The 15,072-nt window shown below is 35.8% G+C and carries 13 protein-coding genes, 2 tRNA genes and 1 pseudogene; 8 read left to right on the plus strand and 8 right to left on the minus strand.

The window, feature by feature from the left end:
• The 3 genes and pseudogenes from ABID39_RS02780 to ABID39_RS02790 form a co-directional block, all read left to right on the plus strand.
• A pseudogene (locus ABID39_RS02780) lies at positions 1 to 228 on the plus strand (lambda exonuclease family protein); the annotation flags it as partial.
• 115 nt (positions 229 to 343) lie between these two features.
• On the plus strand, positions 344 to 562 hold the full coding sequence (locus ABID39_RS02785) for a hypothetical protein (protein ID WP_354185820.1): 219 nt from the start codon (positions 344 to 346) through the stop codon (positions 560 to 562).
• A 6-nt stretch (positions 563 to 568) separates the two neighbouring features.
• Positions 569 to 1,606: a tyrosine-type recombinase/integrase gene (locus tag ABID39_RS02790; RefSeq protein ID WP_354185822.1), complete on the plus strand. Its 1,038-nt coding sequence runs from the start codon at positions 569 to 571 to the stop codon at positions 1,604 to 1,606.
• A 1,292-nt stretch (positions 1,607 to 2,898) separates the two neighbouring features.
• Here the strand turns inward: ABID39_RS02790 and ABID39_RS02795 are convergent.
• The 5 genes from ABID39_RS02795 to ABID39_RS02815 all read right to left on the minus strand — a co-directional run bounded on the left by ABID39_RS02795 (position 2,899) and on the right by ABID39_RS02815 (position 6,121).
• Positions 2,899 to 2,975 (minus strand) — tRNA-Arg (locus ABID39_RS02795).
• Positions 2,976 to 3,015: 40 nt separating this feature from the next.
• Positions 3,016 to 3,321, minus strand: a complete 306-nt coding sequence (locus ABID39_RS02800; protein WP_354185824.1) for an ETC complex I subunit — start codon at positions 3,319 to 3,321, stop codon at positions 3,016 to 3,018.
• Positions 3,322 to 3,412: 91 nt separating this feature from the next.
• Positions 3,413 to 3,489, minus strand: a tRNA-Pro gene (locus ABID39_RS02805).
• A 737-nt stretch (positions 3,490 to 4,226) separates the two neighbouring features.
• The gene (hdaA, locus tag ABID39_RS02810) at positions 4,227 to 4,913 is read right to left on the minus strand and encodes a DnaA regulatory inactivator HdaA (RefSeq protein WP_354185826.1); all 687 of its coding nucleotides are present in this window, start codon (positions 4,911 to 4,913) and stop codon (positions 4,227 to 4,229) included.
• A complete protein-coding gene (locus tag ABID39_RS02815; RefSeq protein WP_354185828.1) occupies positions 4,910 to 6,121 on the minus strand; it encodes an AI-2E family transporter in 1,212 nt (403 codons plus the stop codon). Before ABID39_RS02815 ends, hdaA begins: the two co-directional genes overlap by 4 nt.
• A 165-nt stretch (positions 6,122 to 6,286) precedes the next feature.
• Here ABID39_RS02815 and purM point away from each other — a divergent pair, with 165 nt between their 5' ends.
• Both purM and purN read left to right on the plus strand, forming a co-directional pair.
• Entirely contained in the window at positions 6,287 to 7,372 is a 1,086-nt protein-coding gene (gene purM / locus ABID39_RS02820) for a phosphoribosylformylglycinamidine cyclo-ligase (protein WP_354185830.1), read from the plus strand.
• The gene (gene purN, locus ABID39_RS02825) at positions 7,369 to 7,980 is read left to right on the plus strand and encodes a phosphoribosylglycinamide formyltransferase (protein ID WP_354185832.1); all 612 of its coding nucleotides are present in this window, start codon (positions 7,369 to 7,371) and stop codon (positions 7,978 to 7,980) included. Before purM ends, purN begins: the two co-directional genes overlap by 4 nt.
• A gap of 271 nt (positions 7,981 to 8,251) precedes the next feature.
• Here purN and ABID39_RS02830 read toward each other — a convergent pair whose 3' ends face one another.
• On the minus strand, positions 8,252 to 10,795 hold the full coding sequence (locus tag ABID39_RS02830) for an ATP-binding protein (protein ID WP_354185834.1): 2,544 nt from the start codon (positions 10,793 to 10,795) through the stop codon (positions 8,252 to 8,254).
• A gap of 199 nt (positions 10,796 to 10,994) precedes the next feature.
• On the opposite strand from ABID39_RS02830, the gene ABID39_RS02835 reads away from it, so the two are divergent.
• The gene (locus ABID39_RS02835) at positions 10,995 to 11,513 is read left to right on the plus strand and encodes a hypothetical protein (RefSeq protein ID WP_354185836.1); all 519 of its coding nucleotides are present in this window, start codon (positions 10,995 to 10,997) and stop codon (positions 11,511 to 11,513) included.
• Positions 11,514 to 11,582: 69 nt separating this feature from the next.
• On the opposite strand, the gene dksA is transcribed toward ABID39_RS02835, so the two are convergent.
• Together dksA and ABID39_RS02845 are read right to left on the minus strand one after the other, a co-directional pair.
• Entirely contained in the window at positions 11,583 to 11,999 is a 417-nt protein-coding gene (gene dksA / locus ABID39_RS02840) for an RNA polymerase-binding protein DksA (protein WP_354185838.1), read from the minus strand.
• Positions 12,000 to 12,325: 326 nt separating this feature from the next.
• Complete coding sequence (locus ABID39_RS02845; RefSeq protein WP_354185841.1) at positions 12,326 to 12,859, minus strand: flavin reductase; 534 nt, start codon at positions 12,857 to 12,859, stop codon at positions 12,326 to 12,328.
• Between the two features lie 148 nt (positions 12,860 to 13,007).
• Here ABID39_RS02845 and rpe point away from each other — a divergent pair, with 148 nt between their 5' ends.
• A complete protein-coding gene (gene rpe / locus ABID39_RS02850; RefSeq protein WP_354185843.1) occupies positions 13,008 to 13,682 on the plus strand; it encodes a ribulose-phosphate 3-epimerase in 675 nt (224 codons plus the stop codon).
• A 10-nt stretch (positions 13,683 to 13,692) separates the two neighbouring features.
• Positions 13,693 to 15,000, plus strand: coding sequence for an adenylosuccinate lyase (gene purB, locus ABID39_RS02855; protein ID WP_354185845.1), 1,308 nt, complete (start codon positions 13,693 to 13,695; stop codon positions 14,998 to 15,000).
• Positions 15,001 to 15,072 lie beyond the last annotated feature (72 nt).

The following is a 15,072-nucleotide window of genomic DNA, read 5'->3' on the forward strand; positions in this document are numbered from 1 at the left end:
CCTGAATATATCGCACAAATGCAATTCCAAATGGCTTGTACAGGACGAAAATGGTGTGATTTTGTAAGCTATGATCCACGTTTTACAAACCAATCATCTCACTTACGCATGAAAATCAAACGCGTGCATCGTGATGAAAAACAAATTGAACAGATTCATCAAGCTGTTGAAACCTTTTTAGCAGAGATAGAACGAGAGATAAAACAACTCTCTACAAAAGCTGCATGAACCTTATGGGGGTGCTCTTCCCCCCCCTTAGCACCCCCGCCCTTTCATAACAACTTTCAAAACATGCGTGATTCACGCCACGGAGAAATTGCATCTCAATGTAAGGAGAAAAAACATGGCGCATCGCCTTCCCACCATAACACAACCAGCTATCGCACGCGCTTTAAGAGAAGCAAAAAAACAAGGATGCGAACTCATAGAAATCAAGCCTACAGGAGAACTCCTTATCTATCTTAAATCAGATATACCAATACCTAATTCAGCAAAAAATCCTGACAAATTATTAGATATGTCAAAGGATGACTATTACGAAACTTTGCTCTCTAAAATATAAAATTCCATGCCAAAACCACGCCCCCCTCATCTTGTTCGTGAACGTACACGTCATGGTAAAATTATATGGTATGTGCGAATTGATCACGGTCAACGCATCAGAGTACGTGGAACCTATGGAACACAAGAGTTTGTTGACGACTACAAAAGAGCAATTTCGGAATTACAAGGGCTTATACCCCATAAATCAAAACCTAGTAAACTTGTTGAAGGTTCATTTGCATGGCTTCTTAAACAGTATTTTAATAGCATCGATTGGTTTAGTCTCGCTAAAACTACACAAAGGCAAAAAGAACTTATTCTAATGAAAATTTGCGATTCTGTAGGAAATATTCCATACCAAGCCATTGAAAAAAAACATATCATAGCTGGTGTTGAACGACGTAAAGAAACCCCAGCAAGCGCTAGAAACTTTTTGAAAGCACTTAATAGTCTTTTTAAATGGGCAATTGAGCAAGGTCTTTTAGAAGACAACCCAGCTTTAGGTATAAAAAGACCTCCTCTCAAAAATAAAGAGGGATTCCCTGCTTGGACAGAAGAAGACATAGAAAAATACTATAAGCAATGGACTCATGGTACACATGAACGCGTTTGGATTGATGTTCTTCTCTATACAGGCTTGAGACGAGGTGATGCTATTCGCATCGGTTGGAAAGATATTAAAGATGATATTATTCATTTAAAAACAGAAAAAAGTAAATTCCAAACAGATGTCTTTCTCCCTATTTTGCCGGAATTAGCCAAAACTCTTAAAATTGGACCTATCGGAGATGAAACATTCATTTGCGGAAAAGGTGGTAAGAAATTAACCAAAGAAAGCTTTGGTAATCTATTTAGAAAAGCTTGTAATGAAGCCAACATTAAAAAATCAGCTCATGGCTTGAGAAAATTAGCAGCAACACGTGCTGCCAATTCAGGTGCAACACTTTCACAAATGAAAGCGCTTTTTGGCTGGACAGAAGACAAAATGGCATCACTCTACACTCAAAGTGCCGACCGTAAAAAACTCGCAATAGAAGCTATCAAAAAGCTTCAAAAAGGTTAGGGATAAAGCAGAAAAAACATAACAAAATCAATAGAATCAAAATTCCCGAACTTTTAGATAAACTATTGATTTTATTGTAAATTGGTGGGGCTGTCACGCCCACCATTTCCTTGTACTATAAACAGCATATTGATTTTATGCTTACTTTTTTAAGATAAGGGACATACAAATAAAAACAGGAATAGGATTTTCTAGCATGTGATCTATAGAACATGTTTTCTTTTGCCAATTTTCTCTAATAATTTTTTGAATTCTTCTAAATCTTGTTGTGAAAAATAGCTCAGCAATCTCACAAATATGCTGACAGTTTCACAATGAAACGAATCAGAAGATTTTATTGTAAAATCCTTACAACAAGCATTTTTTTCTATTCTTGAAAGAGATGCTGTATCTTCATCTAAATCCTACAGATTTGTGATCTTTTTTTCATACCAATTGGTACAGCGAATCTCTAAAGAAGATAAAATTCTATAGATACATCTAAAAATTTTGTATCATATCTAAAATATGTTCAGAATAATCAATACAAAGTTTTTATGAGATTTTACCAAAGGGGGAGAACTTCTAAAAAATTCTCCTAGAAGAATAAGTACTTCATTACAATGAAAGCAGATTTTAAAATGCACCTCCCAATTATTACGAATCAGAAGATTTTTTAAACCTGAAGAAAATGTCCACAATATCTCTTCTTCTCATAAAAATCCTTAAAAACCTCTCGCACCCCATTTATGGAAAGATTTGGTGAACTTAAGTTTTAAAAATCAATGCTTAAGTATGAAAAATATAATCTATCGCATTCTTGAGATGAGAAAAATAAAGAATCAATAAAAAGCTAAAAAATACTATTCACTCCACAAAACGAAAAATCATCTTCACACTTTAAACAAGCGCGGATTATTTCATAAGGAAACTGTTACTCTTTATCCGTGAGTTTTTCTCTTAACCACTTTTTATTTTCTATTCATTTTTTCAATCATATAAATGTGCCGACTTCTTAATATTTTAAAATATCTTTTGTCAGATTGAAACCAATAACCATAATATTCTGCTCAGCGTACAACTAATATACAGAATATTATAATTTAAAAAATGTAAAAGCTTTTTTTAAGAGCTACTCCGAAAACAATACGATGTTACTTCTACAAAAAAGTGCTGAAAAAACGATTCGTAAAAGAAGAAAACATATTTTACAGACCGTACCTCAAAATCTCCACCAGAGAATTTTCGTTCACCTGAACCGAATGTTTCAAAATATGAAAAAACAAATAAGCTATACGCAGAAAAGATTTTTATGGCGATCCCGACAGGATTCGAACCTGTGACCCACGGCTTAGAAGGCCGTTGCTCTATCCTGCTGAGCTACGGGACCAAACTTCATGACTCTCTTAATTCAAAACAGTATCCCTAACTCAATGCGTCCAAGACTGCTGCCTATCACTGCGAAAATTATCAGAATAAGAAACAGCACGCCGAATCGGCTTATGTGGTTCTTCCACACGGTAAGAAATACCACTTTTGCACGCAAATGCAACCGCCGCCTCCTTACTATTAAATCGAAGCACTACTTGGCTATTCATATCAGAAGTTGCCGTATACCCCATAAGAGGTTCAAGCATTTTCGCCTGCACCGGTTCATATCGCAGAATCCAGAAACCAGTATTTCCCTTACCTGACTGCATAGCAGTCTTCGCAGGACTATAAATATGTGCGATCATAGTTACTTTCCTTCAGACTACACAACACTTGAATGATAATTTCTCACCACACGCACCCACTTTGGGCCATTCTTTCACATATTACTAAATATGGTCGGAGCGATAGGATTCGAACCTACGACCCCCTGATCCCAAATCAGGTGCGCTACCAAGCTGCGCTACGCTCCGCCATTTGCATTTATTCGATGCACATTTCCTAAAATTTTCGCAACAGAAGTGCAAGAGAAAAACACATTTTTTTTAATTTTGTTGTATTTCTTTACAAATTTAAAAATTTTTCTGCTCAATATTTCATTTTATTGATATAAATAAAAAAAATACCTCCTCAAGAATCTATCCCATTTTAAACAACTTATTTCCCCACAAAGCCCTTCCTCCATCGCTTCAAGAAGAATTTGATACTATCAACAACATTCAAAATGAATAGTTTTGTTAACAAAAACGATCTCAATATAATAAAAATTTCTAAATAGCATAAAACCCCAACATCGACATTATGTTCATAGAAAATCCAATACACATCATGAGAAAACTGATTCTACCTGCCACCTCTCTATCCTCTCAATCATTCTTATTATAAAATTCTATGGTTTCTTACAAAAAAGCAATGAACAAAAGAACAAATATTTTTCTCAAGCCGTAAAAACGTGATTAGAGAAACAAAGAAAACCTTTCTTTCTCCTAAAATCACTTTCAAGTATCTCATACAATTTTACAAGCTGTGAAAAAATACAAATAAAGATCTTAAAAATCATGAAGTCAATAAATACCTTATTTCCCTTCTCAACATATATAAAAAAGCAGAAAACTAGAAATAGTAACGGTTTTATCTACAACCTAAACAACGAATAAGACACAAACACGTTTTATCTAACTATTTAAATCACACTAAAAAACAGTGTTTACTAGTTATGCGTATTAAGAACTTCAGCAATGACAGCACGTGTTATTTTGCTTTTTCTTTGTAATGCCAAACGGTCAACAGAATCAATAACATGCTTCAATGAAAACAAAGAACGTTCACAACGGCTTACGAGATAAGAAACAATATCAGGGTGAACAATAATCTGCTTATCGGAAAAAAGTTTAAAAGCAACAGCTGTTAGTAATGCATCGTCCGGCTGATGAATTGCAACCAACATAACCGAATTAAGGCGACTTTTTAAATCATTTAATTTTAAATTCCACGCTGAGGGTACTGTACGTGCAGTCATCAATAAAGTAGCTTGCCGTGCATTAAGATTTGCTTGCTTAACACTATTAATTAAATGAAAAAGTCCTGTCTCATTAATTTCACCCGTATCAACATCTTCAATTAAGAATGATCTTCCTGAAGAAGCTACAGAAATAGCTTGATCAACTTTATTACGATCAAGATTTATAGCATCAGCTTTCTGCGCCCATACGCTAGAAAAATGTGTTTTACCAGATCCTTCTTTTCCGACCAAAACTGCAAGTGGCAAAACCCAATTGGGCCAATGATCAATCAGCTGAAAAGCCATACGATTGCTTTCTGTTACCACTAAATCATCAAATTGGAAAACTGGATTATAAGAAAAATTTAAAGGTAACTGCGTTTCACGCCCATTCATTCTATCAGCTCCGAATTTCCACTTCGCGAATACATCTGAGAGTTAAGATAAGTATGAAGAGCAAAACGAACCAAAACACCAACAGCAGCAGCAGCAGGAACAGCAACAAGCATACCAGTAAAACCCAAAAGTGAAGCAAAAGCAAAAAGTGCAAACATTAACCACACCGGATGTAACCCCACTGATGATCCCACAAGTTTCGGTTGAAGAATATATCCTTCAATGAATTGTCCAATTAAGAAGATAATCATGATAACGACGATCCATTCCCAATTATCTGGATAGAATTGGACCCAAGCAACACCAACAGAGAGGAGAAAACCACTCATCGTGCCAATATAAGGAACAAAGCTGATAAGACCAATAAACATACCAATCAAAAGACCAAAATTAAGTCCTGTGACAGTCAAACCAATAGCGTAATACCCTCCCAATATTAAACACGCCGTTCCTTGTCCACGAACAAAACCAGCAACTGCTCTATCCATCTCATAAAAAATGCTACGAACAGTTTCGAGATGATCCCGCGGTATTAACGAATCAACTGTTGCAACCATACGTGGCCAATCTAATAATAGATAAAATGCCACTACAGGTGCTACAACGATTAGGCTAACGATATTAACAATAGATTTTCCTGATTTCAAAAGCGAATTCAAAAGAGAGGTGATAAAATCAGAACTTTGTCCCAATAGACCTTTAATATTACTCTGTAATTCACCTGGATCACTACCAAAATAGCGCATAACCCAACCAAAATCATGTTCAGAAAAAAAAGTTTGGATACGATTAATGTAAATAGGCAAACCATCGCTCATAAATTGCTGTATTTGCCAGCTGATAATAGGAATTAAAATAATTAAAGCAGCAACAAAAACAACAACAATAAACAAGGTAATAAGGATAGTCCCTAAAACACGATGAATACCAATTTTTTCAAGCAATTGAACAATCGGATTAAGGAAATAAGCCAATACAATTCCTGCCACAAAAGGAAGTAAAACAGAACCAAAAACAACCATAAAAAGAACGAAAAAGACTAATGTACCAAGCCAAAAAAAAATTTGCGTTTTCATATTGTTCGGTAACGGTACTTGAGTATAAGCTGGCACATAAGCCTTATAACGACTACGGACTATATTCTCTTTCGCTTTCTTATTCATAAGCTGCCAAGCGGAACGATCATGATTATCTGGTATCTTACTCATAAATATCCTACAAAAACTCTTCACAAAAATTATAAGCTTCTTCACACTCAGATCAAGAAGAGTTGCTCATTTTCTTCAAAAGTAAATATCAATATCTCTTGCGGAGACAACTCTATCATGGCATTGCATAATATCAAAATCTGATTTTTTACAAGGAAGGCTCCCATGAGTAATCAAGATCTCGTAAATAATAAATCCCAATGTGGTCTTACCTACGAAGAAGCCGGTGTAAATATCGATGCAGGTAACGCCATGGTAGAAAAAATTAAACCCTACATACGTTCAACAAAACGAACAGGTGCAGATGTAGAAATTGGCGGCTTTGGTGGCCTCTTTGATCTAAGAGCAACAGGCTTTATCGATCCTATTCTCGTAGCAGCTAATGATGGTGTAGGAACAAAATTAAAAATTGCTATTGAAACCGGTATTCATAACACTGTTGGGATCGATCTTGTGGCTATGTGCGTCAATGATTTGCTGGTACAAGGTGCTGAACCTCTCTTTTTTCTCGATTATTTCGCAACCGGAAAACTTGATCCTGAACAAGGTGCCGCAATCGTTTCTAGCATTGCAGAAGGATGTAAACAAGCAGGCGCTGCCCTTATTGGAGGAGAAACTGCAGAAATGCCTGATATGTATGCAGAAAAGGATTATGACTTAGCAGGCTTTGCTGTAGGTGCAGTCGAACGAAATGCATTACTTCCTTCAAAAGATCTTACAGAAAGCGACATCATTTTAGGACTTAGCGCATCTGGAATTCATTCCAACGGCTTTTCTCTCGTAAGACGAATCATCAAACAAAGCCATCTGAAATGGAATGATGCCGCCCCTTTTGATCCTCAAATCGACCTCGGTACAGCACTGCTCACTCCAACACGCATTTATGTAAAATCCCTCCTCCCCATTATACAGAAATACCAAGGAATCAAAGCTCTTGCTCATATCACAGGCGGAGGATTTACGGAAAACATCCCACGTGTTCTCCCCTCTTCTCTCTGCGCTGAAATTAATCTTTCGGCTATTCATGTTCCTCCCGTATTTTCATGGATTGCCAAACAAGGTAAAATAGAAGAAACGGAAATGTTACGAACATTTAATTGCGGAATTGGTATGATAATTATCGTAGCACAGCACACAGTTGAAACCATTACGAAAGCTCTTGAAATGCAAGGAGAAACAGTTACATCACTCGGCATTTTAACAAAACGCCAAGATAAAAAAGTTCTCTATAAAGGTGCACTTCACTTATGAAAAAGAAAATCATTGTTTTTATTTCTGGTAATGGATCCAATATGGTCGCTCTTGCTGAAGCGAGTAAACAAAAAGATTATCCTGCTGAAATCATCGCCGTTATTTGCGATAACCCTCATGCTATGGGTATTGAAAAGGCACATAACTATAATTTACCTATTCATATCATTGATCGAAAAAACTACCCAACAAAAGAAGCGCACGAAGAATCTATTTTAGCAGTTCTAGCAAAATATCAACCGGATCTGATTTGTTTTGCTGGTTATATGCGCCTCATATCACCGCATTTTGTAAAACTTTATGAAGAACGAATTTTGAATATTCATCCCTCTCTCCTTCCCTCATTTAAAGGCTTAAATACCCATGAAAGGGTTTTAGAAGCAGGTATTAAAATCACTGGTTGCACTATTCACCTTGTTACAGAAGAGATGGATGCAGGAAAAATTCTTGCTCAAGCAGCTGTTCCAGTGTGTCGCAATGATACCGTTGATATTTTAGCACAGAGAGTCCTTAAAGCTGAACACAAACTTTATCCAGAAGCCTTAAAAATATTCATTGAAGGAAATGATAAAATGATAGATGATCAACAACAGCTTCTATCCCTTTGAGTGCGTCAATTGACATTTTCCAATTATCACACCTCACATTACCTTCAACGCTTATACTTCGAACTCTATAAGATTTTGGCGTAATAAAGTCTTCGTTTTCGAAAATTTTTGTACAGATTATACAGGAATTTTTGAACTCTTAAATGATGAAATTCTAAATGACTCTTAGTCACTCGGTTATAAATTTCATATATTGCTGTTATGGTGCTTATTTTGCAATATACTCTAAATCTTTATCTTAATTTTTTTTAAAATACACAAAATTTTCACTTCACTCTTCAAGTGTTTCTTTAACTGTTATAGCTAACTGTTTGAGTGTAAATGGTTTAGATAAAAAACCAAAAATAGCATCTTCTGGAAGATTTTTAGTAAAAGCATCTTTTGCATAACCAGAAACAAAAATAAATTTGATATCAGGATAGCTTTTACGCGTTTCCTTAAGCAAAGTTGGTCCATCCATTTCTGGCATCACCACATCAGAAACAATAATATCAACAGCTCCTTTATTTTCTTCAAGAATAGCAAGAGCCTCTACACCACTTGCAGCTTCTAAAACAGTATATCCTCTCATTCGAAGTGCCCTTACTCCACCCATTCTGACAGCATCTTCATCTTCAACTAATAGAACAGTTGCCACCCCTGTTAAATCTGTATTTTTTTCTTGCTCTTCATTTTTTTCAATCTGTAGAGAAATTTTACTATCTGTTTCAGGAATATAACGAGGAAGAAAAATATGAAATGTTGCTCCTTTTCCTTCTGCGCTATCACAGTAAATGTAACCACCTGTCTGTTTGATAATTCCATAAACCATTGATAAACCAAGCCCTGTTCCTTTTCCAACCTCTTTTGTTGTAAAAAATGGTTCAAACATTTTTTCTTGTATAGCGATCGGTATACCAGTTCCTGTATCTGAAATCGTCAACTGCACATACTCACCAATTGAAAAGCCAACATAATCAAATTCAGCACTTTGTTGTTTTGTAATATTATTTGTCGCAATCGTAACAACACCCCCATCTGGCATAGCGTCACGCGCATTGATAACTAAATTTATAACCACACGCTGGAAAGATGCTTGATCAACTTCAACGCTCCATAAATCTCTTCCATGAATAATTTTTAATCGAATATTATTGCCTAAAAGGGGTAATATAAGATTGCGAATATCTGATAAAAATTCTGTAAAATCAACTTCTTCAGGTCTAAGTGTCTGCTTTCTAGAAAAAGCCAATAATTGCTGCACAAGTGCAGCCGCACGATTAGCATTATTTTTGATATTGATAAGATCAGCATGCGCAGGATCAGAACTACGATGTGTATTTAAAAGAAGATCGCACGACATCAAAATTGCTGTTAAAACATTATTAAAATCATGTGCAATACCACCAGCCAACTGCCCAACAGCCTGCATTTTCTGACTTTGTATCATTTTATCTTCAAGTGTTTTTTGTTCTGTTATTTCTACAGCAGAGACAATAACAAAATCTTGTAATCCATCACCATAATATGGTTTTACAGGGATCATATTGAGACGCAAATGGCGCTCTTCATTATTTTCTAAAACGATTTCTATCGAGACTGAAGAATTTTTATTTCTCATAATCCTTTGAAAGGCACGCTCTAACTGTGCATGATCACGACGAGAAATAACATCATAAAAATTAACAATTTTGCTCACACATCCTATGAGTGATGAAAAGACATTATTCATGTGTATAAAATGCCCTTTTTGGTCCACCACTGCTATTGCAAATGGACTCACATCAAAATACCCCATTAATGCACTAGGTAATTTTGATGGATCATCACCCTCTTCTTTTTGTATCTGCTGTGGAATTGCCACAATACGATAAATAGTTTCGTTCTCTAAAAGAGAAGAAGCACGCATAAAACAATTCAATATTTTTTTAATACCGAACTCTGAATTTAAACACAATGAAAATACGTAAGGCAAAGAGTAACCCGAGCTTTGATATTTATTATTTTGCAAACAAATATCATTCCACGAAATATTTTCTCCAATATTATCAAATAATTGATCAAAACTATATTGACCAATAGTAAAATTTGCTAAATCAATCGAAAACCATTCAGAAAAAACTGCATTTGCATAAAGAATTGTCCCTTGTGTATTAACGGATACAAAACCAACAGGAGCTTGATCTAAGTGATTGATAGCTTCTTGAAGATTCGAGAAAAAAACTTCACGACATTCCTGTAAATGCGAAATATCAGCAATGCGCCAAAATAAAAACTTTTCCCTCCCCTTCGTAATCGGTTGAACAGAAATATTATACCAAACAGATTTTCTTTGTGTAGAATGAGAAAAAATCGACTGTTCCACTCTTAATTCTTCTTGCGCCGCAAGATTACTACAGGCAGCAACCTTTAAACGATATGAAAGTACGCCAGCCCCTGGAAGACCAGCAAGAACCATATAACAAGATGCTTCAGGCTTATAGGTAAGAATGTTTCGATAACTTTGGTTAGAATAATAAACAAAACCTGACAAATCGGAAACAATAATTGCATCATCAGTATTATTAAAAATGCTAAAATCAAAGTCTTCATGCCACTTCGCTGCATGATATCTTAAGACCCCCATTCCACTCAAAACGAGTGCAGAAACCCCTATAACCGCTAAAGCCAAAAGAGATACCAACTCGACTTTTTGTAAATAGCTATGTGGATAAAAGAAATCCAGAATACCGATAATGAGAAAAAAAGCTATTACAAAAACAACACCAAGAATCACAACCACTCGAGATACAGGAAACAGACGATGATCTTTCACTATTCCAAAACCTTTACCCATTTCATTTGCCTTGATTATGGCTGTTTCTTATACAAGAAATTGCTTTTATAATCATGATTATTAAATAATAGCATGGATAATATCTTCCCAAGAAAAATTACTCTATGTTTAAAAGATCTTTGCTTATTGTAAGTAAACCTTTTAAGAGTATTACAAACCTATCATAAATAACATTTCCATTTTAAGCGAAAGAAATTCCATGTATATCTGGTTATCAAACCTATTAGGTACATCCGCATCTCATATAACTATAAGTTTTGCGTTTTTCATCATAATAATTGTAGCTGTTGCTACAGTTATCTTGTTTTCACGCCGTTTCAATACAGAAAATTCTAGAAATAACATAAAAAAACATCCCTCACGATTAACTCTATGCGAGACGATTGCTATCGACCGCACACGTCGTCTTATTCTCGTACGTTGTGATGATAAAGAACATTTGCTTCTTATCGGTGGATTAACAGATGTTGTTGTAGAATCCAATGTCATCAATGCACGTGTCACACAACAACATACACAGCCAGTGTTAACAACAACAGAAACAAATCTAAATCTTAATCTTACAGGGAAAAGATCTTTTTCCGTAAATGGAAGGGAAAACACACAAAGAAGAACTTCTACCCCTTTTATAAAGCAAAAGGTTGAAGATTCAATAACTAGTGCTGAAATTGAAGGAAGACAAGAGCCCTTTTTATTTATCCCTGCCTTCAAAAAGTAAAATACGCAACTCTAGCGCCGTATACTTTTTGTGTCTCCTAAGTATACTCTTTGTATCTCCTAATCGATTTTAATCGTCACGATAGACTTTTTCTCGTCTCTCGTGGCGTTCTTGTGCTTCTAACGATAAAACTGCAATCGGTCGAGCCTCAAGACGCTTTATACTAATAGGTTCGCCAGTTTCCTCACAAAAGCCATAAGTTCCATTGTCAATACGCTCCAAAGCAGCATCTATCTTTGAAATAAGCTTTCTCTGACGGTCACGAGCACGTAATTCAATTGTGCGGTCAGTTTCACAAGACGCTCTATCAGTAAAATCGGGTTGACAAGCACTTTCTTCCTGTAAATTTTCTAAAGTCTCACGGACTTCTCTTAAGATATCATTCTTCCAAGAAATTAATTTAGCACGAAAATAGGCCTTTTGTCGCTCATTCATAAAAGGCTCATCTTCACTGGGGTGATATTGATCATCAATCTCTTCGCTCATGCCATAAAAACCTCCATATATGGTATGTGCGGACTATATATTGTGCAATATCAATCAATACAAGTGTAAAATGCTTTTTTTATACCTATAAACCAATACATTTAAAGCTACAGTTTAAATATTCAGCTACTTTTGCACACAGCATACACTTCTCTTAATCTTGATATAATGCTGGCAAAGACTTCTCCTCCTTTTCAGTTATCTTTATAAGCTTCTAAAAAAATACAAACTTTGAAATCATACGAAATAACCTCCCTGACTGGTTAGAAAAAGCTTGAAATACACCAATAATAAATCATTTCTCATATGCAAAAAAGTAAAAATCTTTAAAAAGGCAAAGTATGATAACCTCGATTCAAATACATCAAAGCGTCTTTTTCATGATTACAGTGTATTGCAACAACTTCACCGATCAAAACATAATGAGTTGCATGCTCGTGCCAACAAATCAAACGACAATCAAAAGATGCTAAAGCATCTAATAAACTAGGTGCACCGGTTTGCAATGTACCCCATTGATCTCTATGAAAATCTTTATTTGGTGTGTAATTGCAACGCCTTGAAAAAATATCCGCCAATGCACGATGTTTTCCTGCCAAACTATTCACGCAAAAATTTCCATTCTCCATAAACAACCGATTCTTAGGATTATGACGCATGAGACAAACAAGAAGTGTTGGAGGATCATCTGATAAAGAGCAACAAGCTGAAACTGTAACTCCACGCTTTCCCTGAATGCCATTTGTTGTTACAATATGCACAGCACCTGCAAAATGACTCATAGCATCTCGATATTCTTGCGAAGAAACAGTAATATTATGTTGAATCTCAGGCATTAAATGTGTTGTATGATTTGGCATATTGTTCACTTAAATATAGCTTTAAAATTTCAAGTGATCTTTTCATAAAAAGATCTATGACACCTACCTTTTCTTTTACGTCATAACACAAAAGATATTTGAATATAAAGAACGACATGATAAAAAACAGCCTATCAAGGAGATTTTAATGCCTCATTCTCATCTTATTTCACCTTCGCTCTTGGCTTCTGATTTTTCCAAACTTGGCCAAGAAGTATTGGATGTTATTGATGCTGGTGCAGATTGGCTTCACCTTGATATCATGGATGGACATTTTGTTCCTAATATTACTTTTGGTCCTGATATCGTCAAGGCACTTCGCCCATTAACCAAAGCAATATTTGACGTTCATTTGATGATATCACCAGAAACTCCTTATCTTGAAGCTTTTGCAAAGGCTGGTGCAAATATTATAACGATTCATGCTGAAGCTAACCCACATCTTCATCGTTCACTACAAATAATCAAAGCAATGGGGAAAAAAGCAGGAGTTGCAATCAACCCCAGTACCTCAGAACATGTGCTTGAATATTTGCTCGATCAATTAGATCTTATCCTGATCATGACGGTTAATCCTGGTTTTGGTGGACAAAACTTCATCCCAGAAATGGAAAATAAAATCAAACGCGTCAAAAGTATGATTGCGAACAGGCCTATTGATCTTGAAGTGGATGGTGGTATCACCGTTGACACAATCGGAATAGCTGCAAAAGCTGGTGCAAATGTCTTTGTTGCAGGCTCTGCAATTTATAAAAATGGCAACAAAGAACTTTATAAAACACGTATTCATGCATTGCGCCAAGCTGCAACCCTCTCACAATAAGGAAAAAATTATGATAGAACGTTACTCTCGCTCTGAAATGGTAGCAATTTGGTCTCCTGAAACGAAATACCGTATTTGGTTCGAAATTGAAGCGCACGCCTGCGATGCATTGGCAAATCTAGGTGTTATTCCTAAAGAAGCAGCAAAAATTATTTGGGAAAAGGGAAGTTCTGCTAAGTTTGATGTAAATCGCATTAATGAAATTGAGGCGATCACCAAGCATGATGTTATAGCATTTCTAACACACTTAGCTGAATTTACCGGATCAGAATCACGGTTTATCCACCAAGGTATGACATCGTCAGATGTTTTAGATACAACACTCAATATTCAATTGATGCGTGCCAGTGATATTTTATTAAGGGATTTAGATGAACTTCTTGAAGCATTAAAAAAACGTGCTTTTGAACATAAAGAGACAATAACGATTGGGCGAAGTCATGGCATTCATGCTGAACCAACAACATTTGGACTTAAATTTGCCTTTGCATATGCTGAATTTTCTCGTTGTCGTAAGCGTCTTCTTGCAGCACGTGAAGAAATTTCTACTTGCGCTATTTCAGGAGCTGTAGGAACTTTTGCAAACATTGATCCACGCGTTGAAGAACATGTAGCAAGAGCATTTGGATTGCATGCTGAACCAGTTTCCACCCAAGTGATACCACGTGATCGTCATGCCATGTTCTTTGCAACACTTGGTGTTATTGCTTCATCTATTGAAAGATTAGCCGTAGAAATACGCCATCTACAACGAACAGAAGTCCTTGAAGCAGAAGAATATTTCTCACCTGGGCAAAAAGGTTCATCTGCCATGCCCCATAAACGTAATCCAGTTTTAACCGAAAATTTAACTGGATTAGCGCGTATGGTCCGTGCATTTGCAATGCCTGCGATGGAAAATGTAGCACTTTGGCATGAACGTGATATTTCTCACTCATCTGTTGAGCGTTATATTGCTCCTGATGCAACTATTACACTTGATTTTGCTCTTACTCGTCTCACTTTTGTCGTTGACAATTTAATTGTCTATCCAGAAAATATGAAAAAAAATCTCAATAAGTTCCGTGGACTTGTGCATTCACAACGCGTACTTTTAGCACTCACGCAAGCTGGAGTAAGCCGTGAAGATTCTTACCGAATTGTACAACGAAATGCGATGAAAGTTTGGGAACAAGGAAAAGATTTTTTAGAAGAATTGCTCAATGACGAAGAAGTTACAAAAGCTTTAAGTGAAGCAGAACTTCGCGAAAAATTCGATCTTTCTTATCACACCAAACATATCAACACAATTTTTAAACGCATCTTTGAAAAATCATAAATTTCATATAAGAAATCAATACATTGTGTTTTGTCTATGACAAAGTAACTATTGCAATGAAGGAAACAATTT

Origin of the sequence: Bartonella japonica (assembly GCF_040545385.1) — a bacterium.
Lineage (GTDB): Bacteria > Pseudomonadota > Alphaproteobacteria > Rhizobiales > Rhizobiaceae > Bartonella > Bartonella japonica.

Bases quoted from the DNA above. Each gene is read 5' to 3' on its own strand.
- ABID39_RS02785 (WP_354185820.1), top strand. From the start codon at position 344: ATGGCGCATCGCCTTCCCACCATAACACAACCAGCTATCGCACGCGCT.
- ABID39_RS02790 (WP_354185822.1), top strand. From the start codon at position 569: ATGCCAAAACCACGCCCCCCTCATCTTGTTCGTGAACGTACACGTCAT.
- ABID39_RS02800 (WP_354185824.1), bottom strand. From the start codon at position 3,321: ATGATCGCACATATTTATAGTCCTGCGAAGACTGCTATGCAGTCAGGT.
- hdaA (WP_354185826.1), bottom strand. From the start codon at position 4,913: ATGAATGGGCGTGAAACGCAGTTACCTTTAAATTTTTCTTATAATCCA.
- ABID39_RS02815 (WP_354185828.1), bottom strand. From the start codon at position 6,121: ATGAGTAAGATACCAGATAATCATGATCGTTCCGCTTGGCAGCTTATG.
- purM (WP_354185830.1), top strand. From the start codon at position 6,287: ATGAGTAATCAAGATCTCGTAAATAATAAATCCCAATGTGGTCTTACC.
- purN (WP_354185832.1), top strand. From the start codon at position 7,369: ATGAAAAAGAAAATCATTGTTTTTATTTCTGGTAATGGATCCAATATG.
- ABID39_RS02830 (WP_354185834.1), bottom strand. From the start codon at position 10,795: ATGGGTAAAGGTTTTGGAATAGTGAAAGATCATCGTCTGTTTCCTGTA.
- ABID39_RS02835 (WP_354185836.1), top strand. From the start codon at position 10,995: ATGTATATCTGGTTATCAAACCTATTAGGTACATCCGCATCTCATATA.
- dksA (WP_354185838.1), bottom strand. From the start codon at position 11,999: ATGAGCGAAGAGATTGATGATCAATATCACCCCAGTGAAGATGAGCCT.
- ABID39_RS02845 (WP_354185841.1), bottom strand. From the start codon at position 12,859: ATGCCAAATCATACAACACATTTAATGCCTGAGATTCAACATAATATT.
- rpe (WP_354185843.1), top strand. From the start codon at position 13,008: ATGCCTCATTCTCATCTTATTTCACCTTCGCTCTTGGCTTCTGATTTT.
- purB (WP_354185845.1), top strand. From the start codon at position 13,693: ATGATAGAACGTTACTCTCGCTCTGAAATGGTAGCAATTTGGTCTCCT.